Raw genomic sequence first — 13883 nt, 5'->3', positions numbered from 1 at the left:
TGATCACAACTATCTAAACATCACAGACCCATAACTTTCCTCTGGTATCCGAGAGAGCTAGGGCGGATGATCTTGAAGGCTAGGTTGACAGGGTTGCGCCAAGAAGATAGGGTACGTGGCCGTAAGGCGCCCTTGTCTCATTTCGATCGAAATCTTTCCGATAGGTACAAAGAGGGCGTCTGATGTCTGGTCAGCTCCGCTTCGCGGTACTCGGACCCGTCAGAGCCTGGCGAGACGACGCCGAGCTCGACCTCGGCACCCCGCTGCAGCGGTCCATCCTGGCGATGCTGCTGCTCCGCGAGGGCCGCGCGGTCACCCCGACCGAACTCATCGACGCCGTCTGGGGCGAGGACGCGCCGCCCCGGGCGCTGGGCGCGCTGCGCACCTACGTCTCCCGGTTGCGCACGGCGCTGGAGCCTGACCGCTCTCCCCGTACACCACCGCAGTTGCTCACCTCGGTCGGCAAGGGCTACGCGCTGCGGCTCCCCGACGACGCCTTCGACCTGGGCAGATTCGAGAAGGCCGCGCACGCCTGCGAGTCCGCCCGCAAGGCGGGGCAGCTCGACCGGGCCGCCGGGACCTTACGCGAGGCGCTGTCGCTGTGGAGCGGCGAGCCGCTGGCCGGCGCGGTCGGCCCCTACGCCGAATCGCAGCGCGAGCGCCTGATGGAGCGCCGCATCGCCGCCGTCGAGACGCTGATGGACCTCGACCTGGAGCTCGGCCGGCACGCCGAGGTCATCTCCGAGCTGATGGTGCTGACCGACGACCACCCGCTGCGCGAACGCCTGCGCGCCCAGCTCATGCTCGCCTACTACCGCTGCGGCCGGCAGGCCGAGGCGCTCGCCGTCTTCACCGACACCCGCAACGCCCTCGTCGAGGAGCTCGGCATCGACCCCGGCTCCGAGCTCACCGAACTGCACCGCCGCATCCTGGCCGCCGACCCGGCGCTGGCGTTCGTCCGGCCCACGGCCAAGCCCGTGGACGAACCCGCCGAGCCCCAGCCCGTCGTGGAGATGCCCAAGCCCGCGCAGCTCCCGGCCGCCGTGACCGACTTCACCGGCCGCAAGACGCTCGTGAACCGGCTGCTCAACCTGCTGTCAGCCACCGACGGCGTCCCCGTCGCGGCCATCTGCGGCATCGGCGGCGTCGGCAAGACCACCCTGGCCGTGCACGTCGCCCACCTGCTGCACGACACCTTCCCCGACGGCCAGCTCTACGCCGACCTGCGCGGATACGGCCGCGAACCGACCCCGCCGGAGACCGCGCTGGCCGCGTTCCTGCGCGCGCTCGGCATCCCCGTCGACGTCATCCCCGACGGCCTGGCCGACCGGGCCGCGCTGTTCCGCTCACTGCTGGGCGACCGGCGCATGCTCGTGCTGCTCGACAACGCGCGCGACGCCGACCAGGTCGAACACCTGCTTCCCGGCGCCCCGGGCTGCGCCGCGCTCATCACCAGCCGGGGCAAGCTCGCCGACCTCCCGGCGGCCCGCCTGGTCGACCTCGACGTGATGGAGCCCGACGAGGCGCTCGCCCTGTTCTCGGCCGTGGCCGGTCCCGAACGCGTCGCGGCCGAACGCGCCGCCGCCATGGACGTGGTCGCCGCCTGCGGTTTCCTCCCGCTGGCCGTCCGGATCGTGGCCGCCCGGCTGGCCTCCCGCCCGGCGTGGACGGTCGCCTCGCTCGTCCCCCGGCTGGCCGACGAGCGCCGCCGCCTCGACGAGATGAAGATCGGCAACCTGGCCGTCTCCGCCACCTTCGCCCTCGGGTACGGCCAGCTCGACCCCCGCCAGGCCCGCGCGTTCCGGCTGCTGTCGCTGCCCAACGGCTCCGACATCTCCACCCCGGCCGCGTCGGCGGTGCTGGACCTGAGCCTGGTCGAGACCGAGGACCTGCTGGAGTCGATGGTCGACGTCAGCCTGCTGGAGGCGCCCGCGCCGGGCCGCTACCGCTTCCACGACCTGCTGCGCCTGTTCGCCCGCCGCCAGTCGGAGGAGACCGACACCCCGGAGGACCGCCACCAGGCGCTGCGCCGCCTGCTCGGCTTCTACCTGGGTTCGGCGCGCGCGGCGCACCGCCTGGCCTACGAGGGCAGCAAGGTCGCCGACAGCCTGACCGTCATCGGCACGCGCGGCCACACCTTCGCCTCCGCCGACGAGTCGGTGGCGTGGCTCGCCGCCGAGGCCGACGACCTGTTCGCCATGCTCGGGCAGGTGGCGGAGGAAGGTGCCGATCTCACCGCCGCCGGTGACCTGCTGGTCGCGATGGAGCCGCTGCTGGAGGCGGGCGCGTTCGCCCGCGAGTTCGACCTGCGCACCCGCGCCCTGATCGACGCCGGCGGCGACCCGACCAAGCTGCGCGCCCGCTACGTGCGCGGCCGGATGCTGTTCGGGGTGAACCGGCTGGCCGAGGCCGACCAGGAGTTCCGCGGCGCGCTCGACGTCGCCGAACGCACCGGTGACCACGTGGTCCTCGGCGAGATCTACAACGCCCTCGGCGTGGTGACCGGACGCCTCGGGAAGCACCCGGAGGCGCTCGACTGGTTCAGCCGGGCCACCCGGGTCTACCGCGAGAGCGGCAACCTGGCGGGGGAGGCGCTGGTGCTCAGCTACTCAGCCCGCGACCTGCTGCTCCTCGGCCGGGCCGCCGACGCGGTCTCCGTGTCGGAGCAGGGCCTGCAGATCTTCGGCGAGATCGGCAGCGGCCCCGGCGTGGCCAGGGCCCGCTACCACCTGGGCGTCGTGCTGTCCTACGTCGGCCGCCTGAACGAGGCCGTCGTGCACCACGCCGAATGTCTCGACTTCTTCCGCGCCAGCAACCAGCGGGTCTGGGAGCAGCGCGTCTGCGTCCGCCTGGCCAACACCCTGATCACCGCCGAACGCTTCCAGGAGGCCGCCCGGCACGCCGAGCAGGCCCTCCAGGTCAGCCGGGAGATCACCCACCCCTACGGGGAGGCGCAGTCGCTGACGGCGCTGGGCAAGGCGCTGCGCGGGCTCGGCAGCCGCACGCGCAGCCGCGACGCGTTAGAGAAGGCCCTCGACCTGTTCATCCGGCTCGGGTCCGCTGAGGCGGATGACGTAAGAAAGCTGCTCAGCGATCGCGTCGAGACCTAGGTCGTCGTCGAGCCTGGTCATCCGGACGTGATTGATCACTTGGGTTCCCTTCGGCGTGGAGAGTGAGACGCGGACGGCCGAAGGCCGGCCGTGGCTCGCGCTGTGAATCTGCCTCGAAAAGCAGGTGAGCCCGGCCGGTCGCTGCTCTCACCCGGCGCGCTGGGGGGCCCGATAGCCGTCCACGCCTGCGCCTTGGTGATCGCCAGCCGCCTCTCTGAAACGACCGGCCGGGCTGGGCGGAGTCCCTACCCCCGGGTTCTCCGCCCGAGATCACCATCTCCCACGGCGCTTGACGATCGATCAACGCCCGATTGCGAAGAACCCCTCGGCGATCAGCCGGCGCACGCTCTCGGTCTCGGTCAGCCCGGGTTTCCCGATGAGCTCGCCGATGGCGCCCAGCAGCGCGCCGGTGGTGAGCTCGCCGTCGACGACCCCGGCCAGCGCGGCCTCAACCGTGCCGACGTCGGCGGTCCTGCGCAGCCCCCGGGTCTGCCGCAGCCGGATCACCGACGGGTCGTCGGCGCCCGGCTGCCCGACCCGCTCTTCGAGCACGCCGTCGGCGAGGGTCAGCGCCGCCTGGAGGAGGTCGTCGTCGCTCAGCCGGTGGGCGGTGGTGATCGCGTCGAGGACCCGGTCGACGTAGCCCCCCACGGGGAGCTCGACCTGGTGGGTGAGCTGCTCTATCCGTACGACCGGATCGAGGGAGCCCGAGTCGTTGAGGGTGATCCAGCCGAACCCGACGCCCTCCACCTCCTGCTCCGCGAACCACTCCAGCCATTCGTCGTAGCGGTCGCGATAGGCCGGGGTGCCCTGCTCGGCGGCGTCGCGCAGCCACAGTTCCACGTATTCGGCCGGATCCTGTACGTCTCTCTGCACCACCCAGCCGTCGCAGCCGGTGCCGGAAAGCCAGCCGCCGACGCGGTCGCGCCAGTCTTCCCCGCGCACGTGGAGCCAGTTGGCCAGCAGGTGGCAGGTGCCCCCGGCGGTCAGATGGGCCGGCGCCTGCCGGACGAGGTCGCGGCAGAACTCGTCGCCCCGGTAACCCGTCTCTCGGTAGGTGAGCCGCCCGGCGGGGGAGATCACGAAGGGCGGGTTGGAGACGATCAGGTCGTAGCGCTCCCCGCCGACCGGGTCGAACATCGATCCCTTGCGCGTCTCGACCTCGGCGACCCCGGAGAGCCCCCAGCTCAGCCGGGCCAGTTGCAGCGCCCGCGCGTTGACGTCGGTCGCGGTGATCTCGCTCGCCCGGCCGGCGAGATGGAGCACCTGCACCCCGCAGCCGGTGCCCAGGTCGAGCGCCCGGTCGACGGATTCACGTGAAACAAGCTGCGCGAGGTTGGCCGACGCCCCGCCCGCCCCCACGACGTGGTCACGCCGCAGCGCCGGGTCACCGGGCCGGACCTTCCGGTCGGACACCACATAGCCGCCGGTCTCCCACGGCTGGATGTGCACGTTGGCCTGGACGGTGTCACCCACCTTGATCAGCAGCCCGCTGCGCAGCAGCTCGTGGAGCGGCAGGTCGGCGGCGGCCGTGCTGACCGGCACCCCCAGCCACCACAAGCGGATCAGGGTCCCCAGCGAGTCGCCGTCACGGGTGGCGCGCAGCGCCGGGACCAGCTCCTCCCGAGCCAGCGCCGAGGCGGCGGTGTCGCCGAGCCGTTCGCGTACGCCGTCGATCGTGTAGCCGGCTTCCAGGAACCGGTCGCGGAGCCGAACGAGCAGGTCAGATGGTGCGTCCACACAGAGCAATCTAGCGCCGTAAGCGCTTTGCAAGTGGCGGTCAAGCAGGCGGGCGTATGACCCGGACAACCTCATCGGGGAGTTTGCCGTGCTATTACCGTGCCTGGCCTGCGGCTCGCGATTCCGGCCCGACGACTACTTCCGCGCGTGCCACGACTACAACCGGGGCCGTGACCTGGTCTCGTGGACCTGCCCGTCGTGCGGGAACCGCGACGATCTCCGGGTCCTGCCGGGTGAGCTGGGGTTCGGCTACCCGGCGCGAGGTCGTTACGCCGTGCAGCGGACGATCGCGGTGCCCGGGATGCGGCGTCAGCGCCACGACCTGCGGCTGGAGATCTCCCTCAACAAGCTGGCCTGGATCGTCAGCCGCGCAGGCTCGCCCAGGCCGCCTCGGCGAGCGCCCTGATCTCCTCGTCGGTCGGCTGGTGGGCCCCGGCGAACCACAGGCGGCACATCTCCTGGGCCGGGCCGAGCCACAGTACGTAACACATCGTCGACTGGACGTTCTGGAGCCGACCGTCTTTCATGTGGGGCCGCCACCAGTCGGCGACCTGGCGGAAGAAGGTCCGCCGCGACTCGGCGACCTCGGCGCCGCCGGGCTCCTCGCGGCGGGGCGGCCGTTCGCTGATCAGCAGCCGGGCCCGCTCGGGGTGTTCGCCGCACCACTCCATGTGGAAGGCGACGACCGCCTCGATGCCGCCGCGGGCCTCTTCGTTGGCGAGAAGTCGGGTGATGAACGCTTCCTGGTACATCGCCAGGGTTTCGGCGTAGAGCACCCCGAACACGTGCTCTTTGCTGGCGAAATGGTGATAGAAACTACCTACGCTGACGCCGCTTTCCTCGCGGAGGCTGGCCAGCGTGGTGGCGGAGACGCCGTCCTGGCTGAAACGGCGCAGGGCGCCGTCCATGATCCGGGTTCGCCCGTCTCGACCGATCTTCGCGCTCTTCACACCACCAATGGTGGCCTAACAGAGCTTTGTTCTGCAAATGCGAGACCTGTTCTGACCTGAACCGAGCCGTGTTCGACGGCCATCACGGCGTCCGGCCAGGCTCGGTTGATCATGGACAGAACCCTCCGGTTCTCGCCCATGACGTCCATGGTCAGCCACCGGGTCCCGGCCGCCCGGTCCAGCAACTCCCTGATCAGCCGCGAACCGATCCCCTGGTTCTGCCACTCGTCCGCGACCACCACGGCGATCTCGGCCTCGTCGTCCTTCCGGTAGGCCATCGCATGGCCGATGACCCGGTCGTCGGCCAGGGCGAGGAGGGCGTCGCGGCGGTCGTCCCTGGCCAGCATCGACCCGACCAGCGTGGCACTGGGCCGGGTGAGCCCGGCGAAGAAGCGGCGGGTCTGCGTGTGCAGCGAGAGGTCGAGCAGGAACTTGCGCACCCCGTCCGCGTCGTCCGGCCCGGTCGGCCGGATCTCCACCTGAGTTCTCTGCATGAACTCAGCGTTTCTTGCCCATCTGGGTCTGTCAAGTAGACTCAGCTGACAGGGAAGGTGATGTTTTACGATGCCTGCCATGGACGTCCTGCCGCGAAGTGCGTTCCACCTGGACAACTGCTCCATCGAACGCACACTGTCCGTCGTCGGCGAGAAGTGGACCTTTCTGGTGCTGCGGGAGGTCTTCAACGGCGTCCGCCGCTTCGCCGACCTCCAGGCCGGCACCGGCGCGCCCCGCCAGGTCCTGAGCGCCCGGCTCACCCGCCTCGTCGACGAGGGCATGCTGCGCAAGGTCCCCTACCAGGAGCCCGGCCAGCGCCAGCGCGACGAATACCGCCTCACCGACAAGGGCCGCGACCTCTATCCGATCCTGATCGCGCTGATGCACTGGGGCGACCGCTACGAGTCCGACCCTGAGGGCCCGCCCCTGCTGGTCACCCACCGCGGCTGCGGCGCCCCCGTCACGCTGGAGCTGCGGTGCGCCGAGGGCCACACCCTGGCGGGACCGCGCGAGATCACCCCGGTGCCCGGCCCGGGAGCCCGCGTCAGGGGCACCGCCTAGGGTCCCTAGTCTGTAGGGCGTGTACCGGTTCCTGCTGACCCCTCGCTGGCTGGCGCTGCATGTCGTGGTGCTGCTGGTGATCCCGGCCTTCGTCTTCCTCGGCCGGTGGCAGTTCGGGCGGTACGAATCCCGCTCGGCCGCCGAAGACCGCAACTCCACCAACCTGTCGGCGCCGCCGGTGCCGTTCGAGACGCTGACGAGCGTGGGCGGAGCCGTACCGGAGAAGGACAAATACCGCAGGGTCACCGCGACCGGCACCTACGACGCGGCCCACGAGCTCCTGGTCCGCCGCCGCACCCAGAACACCCAGGTCGGCTTCTACGTCCTCACACCCCTGAAGACGCCCGGCGGCGCCGTCCTGGTCAACCGGGGCTGGGTCAAGGCCGGCGCGACCGCCGACTCGCGCCCCGACGTCCCGCCGCCCCCCGGCGGCCAGGTGACCCTGACGGGCCGCCTGCGCCCCGCCGAGACCACCGAGACGACCGGCATCATCCACCGCGAGGGGCTACCGGAGGGCCAGATCCTCCTCATCGACGACCGCTCCCTCGGCGGCGTCGTCGGATCTCCCCTCTACGGCGGCTATGTCGATCTCATCGAACAGCAGCCGATTTCCGAGAACGCCCCCGAACCCGTGCCCGCCCCCGAAGCGGGTGGTGGCGGAGGGCTCAATCTGGCCTACGGAGTGCAGTGGTGGCTGTTCATCGGGGTGGCGATCGGCGGCTGGATCCTTCTCATCCGCCGAGAGCTTCACGATCGGCGGCAAACCACTGATAATGGTGGGGCGGATGAGGCGACCAGCCACGCCGTGACGTGAACCAACGGATACCAACCGGAGACCTGCCAGCTTGTTTGGCGTTATTCCTTGGCCCTACCGTTGACTGCTGTGAGTACCCCGCTGCTTCCCGACCCTGAGCCGAGGCGGCGGGATTTTGTCATCATCTCAGTCGACGATCATGTGATCGAGCCGCCCGACGTCTTCGAGAACCGCCTCGCCGCCAAATACCGCGACGCGGCCCCCAAGGTCGTCGACACCGACGCGGGCCATCAGGTGTGGCGATACGGCGGCGCGACCTACCCCGCGGCGGGCATCGACGTCGGCGCGGGCCGCCCGCGTGACCAGTGGACCCTCGACCCGGTCCGCTTCGACGACATGCGCCCCGGCTGCTACGACGTCGACGCGCGCATCGAGGATATGGACCGTGCCGGGATCTGGGCGGCCCTCAACTTCCCCGGCATGCTCGCCACCCAGGCGGGTGTGGCCTTCGCCCGCACCCGCGACCAGGACCTCGGCCTGGCCCTGGTGAAGGCCTGGAACGACTGGCACGTCGACGTGTGGGCCGGCACCTACCCCGAGCGCGTGATCGCCCTCCAGCTCCCCTGGCTCCCCGACCCCGAGGTCGCCGCCAAGGAGATCAAGGCCAACGCGGCCCGCGGCTTCAAGGCCGTCGTCTTCCCCGAGTTCCCGACCCGCCTGCGCCTGCCGTCGATCCACAGCGGCCACTGGGACCCGTTCCTCGCCGCCTGCGAGGAGACCGGCACCGTCGTCTGCCTCCACACCGGCGCCTCGTCGTGGGCCCCCGTGCCCTCCCCCGACACCCCCATCGAGGCCATCACGACCCTGATGCCCTCGACCGCCATGTTCGCCTGCGCCGACTGGCTGTGGTCGGGCGTCCCGCTGCGCTTCCCCGGCCTCCGCATCCTGATCGTCGAAGGCGGCGTCGGCTGGCTCCCGATGCTGGCCGAACGCGCCGACTACGCGCTCGACCACCCGGTGTCGAGCGAGTCCGCCTGGGACGGCGGTTTACGCCCCAGCGAGGTCCTGCGCCGCAACTTCTTCTTCGGGACGCTCGACGACACGGCGCTGAGCGGCGTGCGCATGGCCGTGGGGATGGAACACGTGCTCCTGGAGAGCGGCTACCCCCGCGCGGAGTCGTCGTGGCCCGACACCCAGCGCTCGGTCGCGCAGCGACTGGGCAGCCTCCCGCCGGCCGACATCGCCCGGGTGGCCTACGGCAACGCCGCCCGCCTCTTCGGCCACCCGCTCCCGTCGAGAGCCTGGCTCCGCCAGGAGGAGATCTAGAAAAGCCTCATTCTCCGTTACGCCTCCGGAGTGGCCGGCCGAGATCCGGAGCGGAATTCACCGCCGCGCTCAGGCGTGGCGGCGGTTGAGGTCCACCTCGGGGGAGATGGCCATCCGCTTGCGCTCCCAGTCGACGTAGCGGCCGCTCTCGCCGAGGAGCGAGGACGCCAGCCAGAGGAACACCCCGAAGTCGTCGACCACGCCGAGCGCCAGGAACAGCGCCTCCGGGACGACGTCGACCGGGCTGACGATGTAGAGGATCGCCATGCCCATGAGGGCCAGCTTGCCCTTGCCCAGCTCGCGGTAGTCACCGCGCATCGCCCCGGACAGCATGCGGGGCAGGGCGCGAATGCGGGCGCCCAACCCGGGGCTGCCGGGCCGTGAAAGATCCTGGTAGGCCTTGTACGCCTGCGCCGCCCGCCGTGCCTTCACCATGATTGCCTCCCTGCCCGGCCCTTTGCCCCGATAACGGAGGACTTTGCGGCGTTGGTTCCGTTACTGCGGGGCCAGATTTCTCACCGTTTGGTCCATCGGCAGGTCACCCAGGTCGAGCGGGGCCAGAACAGGGGTCGTGAGCCCGTTCTCCACGTATTCGTTCACCCGCGCCCGGCACTGCTCCGCCGTCCCATGGATGATCAGATCGTCGACCACCTCGTCGGGGATGGCCTTCAGCGCCGCCTGCCGGTCTCCCGCCGCCCAGGCCTCGTGCATCGGCCGCAGCACTTCCGCGCGCCCCAGCCAGTCGTGGAAAGCGGCGTACACCGGCACCGTCAGATAACCGGCGATCATCCGCCGCCCGATGGCCCTCACCCGGTCGGCGTCCTCGCTGACGATGACGAACAGCCGCGCGATCAGCTCGGTGTCGTCGTGGATCTCGCCCCTGACCTTCCGCACGTCACCCGGCGACAGCCAGTTCGTGATCGCTCCGTCGGCCTCCTCGGCGGCGAGACGCAGCATGCGCGGCCGGAGCGCGGCCAAGACGATCTTCGGCGGCGTCGTCGGAGCCTTCTCCAGCTTGAAGCCCTGGATCGAGAAGGTCTCATAGGTCTCGCTGACCTTCTCCCCGTTCAGCGCCCTGCGCAGGAACCGCAGCGTGTCGCGGGTGCGGGCGAAGGGCTTCACGAACTCGCCGGCGTTCCACCGTTCGACGATCGCGGGGGAGGAGGCGCCGATGCCGAGCAGGAACCGCCCCGGCGCCCGATCGGCGACCGTCGCCGCCGTCATGGCCAGCAGGCCGGGCCCCCGCGTCGAGACCGGCACGATCGCCGTGCCGAGCCGGAGTTCGGGAGCCCACTCGGCGGCCAGCGTGAGCGGCGTGAACCCGTCGTTGCCGTTGACCTCGGCCGACCACGCGTCGGTGTAACCGAGAGACGGCAGCTCGGCGATCAGATCCCGATCGAGCCCGCTCCCCGCGAACGGGACGGTGATTCCCCAGCGCGCCACAGTGCCTCCCGGCTCTTCGATTGAGGCCACGAGCATACCAACCGTTCGGTACGTCAAGTAAATGCCCTCTGACCTGCTACAACGAAGAAATGGCAGATATCCCGGTGGAAGTAAGAACGTCCTGTCACGCGGAAGTCCACGGCCCGTGGGTCCAGGTGACCTGCGAACGGAACCACACGACCCGCCTCCCCCGAGCCCTCCTGCCATGGGCCCTCCGGCCGTGGGCATTCCAGCCTTGGGCATTCCGACCGACCCCGACCGTGGAATCCCGCTGGATCCCCCTGGCCGTGGTGACCGCCCCGACGGCGGAATCCCCGGCAACCACCCTCATCACGCCCGGACCCTTGCCGGCGTCGCCACCAGTCGCAGTGAACGCACCGCTGGAAACGTGGCTGGACTTGACCATCTCCCCGCTTCCGCCACGCGCCGCCGCCCTTCCGCCCGCGACCGTGGAGCCACCGGCCGCCGCTCAGCTCCCAGAACCGCCTGTGGAAAGCCGCCCGGCGAACCCAGTCCCCGTGGACAGCCGCCCCGTGGACAGCCGCCCCGTGGACAGCCGCCCCGTAGATCCCCCCGCTGTGGAAACCCCGGCTGTGGAAACCCCGGCTGTGGAAACCCCGGCTGTGGAAACGCCCGCTGCGGAAACGCCTACTGCGCACAAGCCCACTGTGGAACCACAGCCTGTGGATAGACCTGTTGTGGACATCCCCGCTGTGGATACGCCGCCTCAGGCCGCACCTGTAGTCGATGCGCCGTCCGTGAACGGGCCCAGTGCCGCGCCGCCGGCGCGAGGAGCCTCTCCGCAAGGCCCCGACCCCGCGTCACCGCGGAACGCCGGGCAACCCATCGACACCAAGGTGCGTGCTCAGCCCGTACAGGAAAGGAACCCGGCGACGACGGAAAGGCCGGCCTCTGGAGAGCAGCCGGACAGCCCGGCCCAGCCCGTGAACCAGCCCGGCCAGGCTCAGCCGCCCGCCGCCCAAGCCGCTCCCGAACCACCTGCTGGACCCGCTGCGCCACCCGCGAACACCCCGGCCGCGGATGCTCCCGCTCAGACTGCGCCCGCACCCGCCGGTCCTGCGGCAGATGCGCCCGCGCCCACTGCCGTGGCACCGCCTGCCGACGCGCCCGCTCCGCCCCCGGTTCGGATCGACACGGCGCCTGTGGCGGATGGGGCGATCGTCCGGGCCAGGAAGCGGATGGCCGACAACGACGCGCATCGCCCCACCGACCGGCAGTCGGTCGTCGTCGTGATGTTCACGGCGGTGATCGCCGTGGCGGCGGGGGCGGTGCTCAGGCGGCGCCGTCGCTAGGGATCAAGCGGTCGATCTGGTCGAACCGCACCTGGGCCTCCTTGAGGGGCCCAGGGTCCACCGCGCCCTCGATCCCGTAGGGGTGCGAGATGAGCTGGATCACCACGATCCCGGTCACCACCGTCGCCACCCGGACCACGTCGGCGATCACCGACGGCACCGTGGGCCGCCGTCGCAGCGCCCATGGCAGGGCGATCACCAGCAACCCCGAGATGATCATCGACCCCATGAACAGCGGTTCGAGGCCGGAAGTGGCGTTGTCCGCCCGAGCCGCCCGCGCGTGCGACACCTCGGCCGCCCGCGCGAGGGCCTCGGCGCGGAGTTCGGTGTCGGTCGAGGGCAGCCGGAGCATCGCGGTCCGCAGCGAGTCGAGCGTCACCCCGGTCCGCCCGTCGAGCGACTGCTCGCGCATGCGCGGCCAATCGAGCTCGACCGTCTGGGCCGTGTACGACCGCACCAGATTCCGCACCTCAGACGACCTGGGCAGGGGAGCCACCGCCCAATAGAGCTCGACCAGGCTCTCCGACTCAGCCCTCACGTCGGCGTCGGACGCCGAAATGGCATCCCGGCACAGCACCACGGCATAGGCGACGACGACGAGGAACACCGCCAGGGCGAGGTTGACCGCGAAGTCGATCGGCCCCGCGCCGCCTTCTTCGTCGGCCCGTCCGCTCCGCCGCAGCCACGTCAGCACCGCGAACAGGGCCACCACGACAATCGCCACAAACCAGAAGACCCATGCCATGTGACAGAGAGTAATCAGATCATTCCCGCAATTCGCGGACCACCTCGATGAAATCTCGTGTCACCCCACGCAAACCCGGCAGGTAGGAAAGCGCGACCAAACGATCGACCAACGGCACGCTGCGGTCGATGAGCCGATAGGTGCGTTCGCATCCGGGCGAGGTGTCGTGCACCCAGAACAGCACGATCCCCATCGACAGCAGCCAGAGAAGCTCCGGCAGTTCGCTCCGCAATTCGGAGTCCATCCGATCGGCGCACCCCTCGACGACCTCGCGATAAAGCGCGACCGAGGAATCCCGGGCCGGCGCCGATTCCGAGCTGAACGGACTCAGCGGATTGTCCGGCTCGGCCGCGTGCTTGAAGAATTTCACCGCGAACGCGTGATAGGGCTCGGAAACCCGTACCCACGCGGAGAGCACCCCATGCAACCTGGGCGCGAACGCCCTTTCGCGCGCGAGAATATCGCGGCTGGCCGCCTCGTGAGCCGATTGCGCCCTATCGTAATAGGCCTGAATCAGCTGCTCTTTGGACGAGAAATAGTAATAAGCGCTGCCGACGGAAACACCCGCCTCAGCCGCGATCGCGCGCATCGTCGTCGCGTCGTACCCCCGCTCGCGGAACAGCCGCAGCGCGGTCTCCACGATGAGCTCCCTGCTCGACCTGGGCACATCGGTCACTGTACGTCTCCAGCCCCCGTCAGGTCATGAACCCACCAGATGATGGCCGAGTTACCCCAAACAGTCGGCCTCTCCGGGGGTGGCTCCCGGCTCGGTGTGGGAGTTAAGCCTGTGATCAAGCTCCCCCACCGCGCTACGCAGAGTAATGGGGGAAGTAGTATGACCCAACGCACGACCGGCTGGGGTGTCGCCGGCTTGACCGTTCTCGCCCTGGTCACGCTTCCCGGCCCGGTGGCCAACGCCGACACCCAGCGCGTCAAGCCACACCGGATGCTGACCTTCCGCCCGGCCGAGGCTCCCCATGGGGTGCGCACCGCATTCCGTACAGGGGTCCTGAAGGTCCGTTACTGGACCTGGCGCCGCGCGATGAACACCCGCCTCCACCACAACTACGCGATGAACCGAATACGTGAAGCGGGCCTCGGCTGGAGTTCCACCGGCAACTGCGTCGACAAGAACCGATCGACCTGCACGTCGCTGCACACCGTCAGGCTCGGCACGCTGCTGAAGACGATCGAGCTGAGGCGCATGTCGGGCTGCCGGCTGGTCGTGACCGGTGGAACCGAGACCGGCCACGCCGCGGGCACCTACAGCCACGGCAACGGCTACAAGATCGACCTGGCGCCGAACCGCTGCCTCGACCGCTACATCACGCGCAAGCTGACGCCGCACGGCAAGCGTGGCGACGGCTCAGCGCTGTATATCTCTCCCGAGCAGGACCTGTTCGCCCGGGAGAGCAATCACTGGGACATCCTGTTCCGTTAGCCCGT

14 protein-coding genes are annotated in these 13883 nt (G+C 70.0%); 7 read left to right on the top strand and 7 right to left on the bottom strand.

Going from position 1 to position 13883, the window contains the following annotated elements; genetic code table 11:
• Positions 1-182: 182 nt before the first annotated feature.
• Positions 183-3110: an AfsR/SARP family transcriptional regulator gene (locus AW270_RS03810; protein WP_061290651.1), complete on the top strand. Its 2928-nt coding sequence runs from the start codon at positions 183-185 to the stop codon at positions 3108-3110.
• A gap of 300 nt (positions 3111-3410) precedes the next feature.
• Here AW270_RS03810 and AW270_RS03805 read toward each other — a convergent pair whose 3' ends face one another.
• Complete coding sequence (locus AW270_RS03805) at positions 3411-4859, bottom strand: DUF7059 domain-containing protein (RefSeq protein WP_061290649.1); 1449 nt, start codon at positions 4857-4859, stop codon at positions 3411-3413.
• Between the two features lie 79 nt (positions 4860-4938).
• Between AW270_RS03805 and AW270_RS03800 the strand changes: the two genes are divergently transcribed.
• Entirely contained in the window at positions 4939-5256 is a 318-nt protein-coding gene (locus tag AW270_RS03800; RefSeq protein ID WP_061290647.1) for a hypothetical protein, read from the top strand.
• Here AW270_RS03800 and AW270_RS03795 read toward each other — a convergent pair.
• Complete coding sequence (locus AW270_RS03795) at positions 5213-5800, bottom strand: TetR/AcrR family transcriptional regulator (RefSeq protein WP_061290645.1); 588 nt, start codon at positions 5798-5800, stop codon at positions 5213-5215. The genes AW270_RS03800 and AW270_RS03795 overlap by 44 nt on opposite strands.
• Positions 5797-6294, bottom strand: a complete 498-nt coding sequence (locus tag AW270_RS03790; protein ID WP_061290643.1) for a GNAT family N-acetyltransferase — start codon at positions 6292-6294, stop codon at positions 5797-5799. Before AW270_RS03790 ends, AW270_RS03795 begins: the two co-directional genes overlap by 4 nt.
• A gap of 79 nt (positions 6295-6373) precedes the next feature.
• Between AW270_RS03790 and AW270_RS03785 the strand changes: the two genes are divergently transcribed.
• The 3 genes from AW270_RS03785 to AW270_RS03775 all read left to right on the top strand — a co-directional run bounded on the left by AW270_RS03785 (position 6374) and on the right by AW270_RS03775 (position 8936).
• On the top strand, positions 6374-6856 hold the full coding sequence (locus AW270_RS03785; RefSeq protein ID WP_061290641.1) for a winged helix-turn-helix transcriptional regulator: 483 nt from the start codon (positions 6374-6376) through the stop codon (positions 6854-6856).
• A 19-nt stretch (positions 6857-6875) separates the two neighbouring features.
• Positions 6876-7670: an SURF1 family cytochrome oxidase biogenesis protein gene (locus AW270_RS03780; protein ID WP_082801273.1), complete on the top strand. Its 795-nt coding sequence runs from the start codon at positions 6876-6878 to the stop codon at positions 7668-7670.
• Between the two features lie 69 nt (positions 7671-7739).
• Positions 7740-8936: an amidohydrolase family protein gene (locus tag AW270_RS03775; protein WP_061290639.1), complete on the top strand. Its 1197-nt coding sequence runs from the start codon at positions 7740-7742 to the stop codon at positions 8934-8936.
• 69 nt (positions 8937-9005) lie between these two features.
• On the opposite strand, the gene AW270_RS03770 is transcribed toward AW270_RS03775, so the two are convergent.
• Both AW270_RS03770 and AW270_RS03765 read right to left on the bottom strand, forming a co-directional pair.
• Positions 9006-9371, bottom strand: a complete 366-nt coding sequence (locus AW270_RS03770) for a YkvA family protein (protein WP_061290638.1) — start codon at positions 9369-9371, stop codon at positions 9006-9008.
• Between the two features lie 60 nt (positions 9372-9431).
• Positions 9432-10415 (bottom strand): LLM class F420-dependent oxidoreductase, encoded by a 984-nt coding sequence (locus AW270_RS03765; RefSeq protein WP_218009077.1) that lies wholly within the window; start codon positions 10413-10415, stop codon positions 9432-9434.
• 1127 nt (positions 10416-11542) lie between these two features.
• Here AW270_RS03765 and AW270_RS38415 point away from each other — a divergent pair.
• Positions 11543-11692 carry a hypothetical protein gene (locus AW270_RS38415; protein WP_157521665.1) on the top strand — a complete coding sequence of 50 codons (150 nt, stop codon included), beginning with the start codon at positions 11543-11545 and terminating at the stop codon, positions 11690-11692.
• On the opposite strand, the gene AW270_RS03760 is transcribed toward AW270_RS38415, so the two are convergent.
• Both AW270_RS03760 and AW270_RS03755 read right to left on the bottom strand, forming a co-directional pair.
• A complete protein-coding gene (locus AW270_RS03760) occupies positions 11673-12437 on the bottom strand; it encodes a bestrophin-like domain (protein ID WP_061290634.1) in 765 nt (254 codons plus the stop codon). The genes AW270_RS38415 and AW270_RS03760 overlap by 20 nt on opposite strands.
• A 19-nt stretch (positions 12438-12456) precedes the next feature.
• The gene (locus tag AW270_RS03755) at positions 12457-13077 is read right to left on the bottom strand and encodes a TetR/AcrR family transcriptional regulator (RefSeq protein ID WP_245674557.1); all 621 of its coding nucleotides are present in this window, start codon (positions 13075-13077) and stop codon (positions 12457-12459) included.
• Between the two features lie 195 nt (positions 13078-13272).
• Between AW270_RS03755 and AW270_RS40440 the strand changes: the two genes are divergently transcribed.
• Positions 13273-13878 carry a hypothetical protein gene (locus tag AW270_RS40440; protein ID WP_218009076.1) on the top strand — a complete coding sequence of 202 codons (606 nt, stop codon included), beginning with the start codon at positions 13273-13275 and terminating at the stop codon, positions 13876-13878.
• The last annotated feature ends 5 nt before the right edge of the window (positions 13879-13883 follow it).

It is taken from the genome of Herbidospora cretacea (assembly GCF_001570605.1).
GTDB lineage: Bacteria > Actinomycetota > Actinomycetes > Streptosporangiales > Streptosporangiaceae > Herbidospora > Herbidospora cretacea.
The sequence above is the reverse complement of the archived record's forward strand: the minus strand, read 5'-3'. Positions and strand labels throughout refer to the sequence as shown.

What these genes read in the sequence shown, in the direction of transcription:
- AW270_RS03760 (WP_061290634.1), bottom strand. Translation starts at nt 12,437, where the DNA reads ATGGCATGGGTCTTCTGGTTTGTGGCGATTGTCGTGGTGGCCCTGTTC.
- AW270_RS03790 (WP_061290643.1), bottom strand. Translation starts at nt 6,294, where the DNA reads ATGCAGAGAACTCAGGTGGAGATCCGGCCGACCGGGCCGGACGACGCG.
- AW270_RS03765 (WP_218009077.1), bottom strand. Translation starts at nt 10,415, where the DNA reads ATGCTCGTGGCCTCAATCGAAGAGCCGGGAGGCACTGTGGCGCGCTGG.
- AW270_RS40440 (WP_218009076.1), top strand. Translation starts at nt 13,273, where the DNA reads ATGACCCAACGCACGACCGGCTGGGGTGTCGCCGGCTTGACCGTTCTC.
- AW270_RS03810 (WP_061290651.1), top strand. Translation starts at nt 183, where the DNA reads ATGTCTGGTCAGCTCCGCTTCGCGGTACTCGGACCCGTCAGAGCCTGG.
- AW270_RS03785 (WP_061290641.1), top strand. Translation starts at nt 6,374, where the DNA reads ATGGACGTCCTGCCGCGAAGTGCGTTCCACCTGGACAACTGCTCCATC.
- AW270_RS03770 (WP_061290638.1), bottom strand. Translation starts at nt 9,371, where the DNA reads ATGGTGAAGGCACGGCGGGCGGCGCAGGCGTACAAGGCCTACCAGGAT.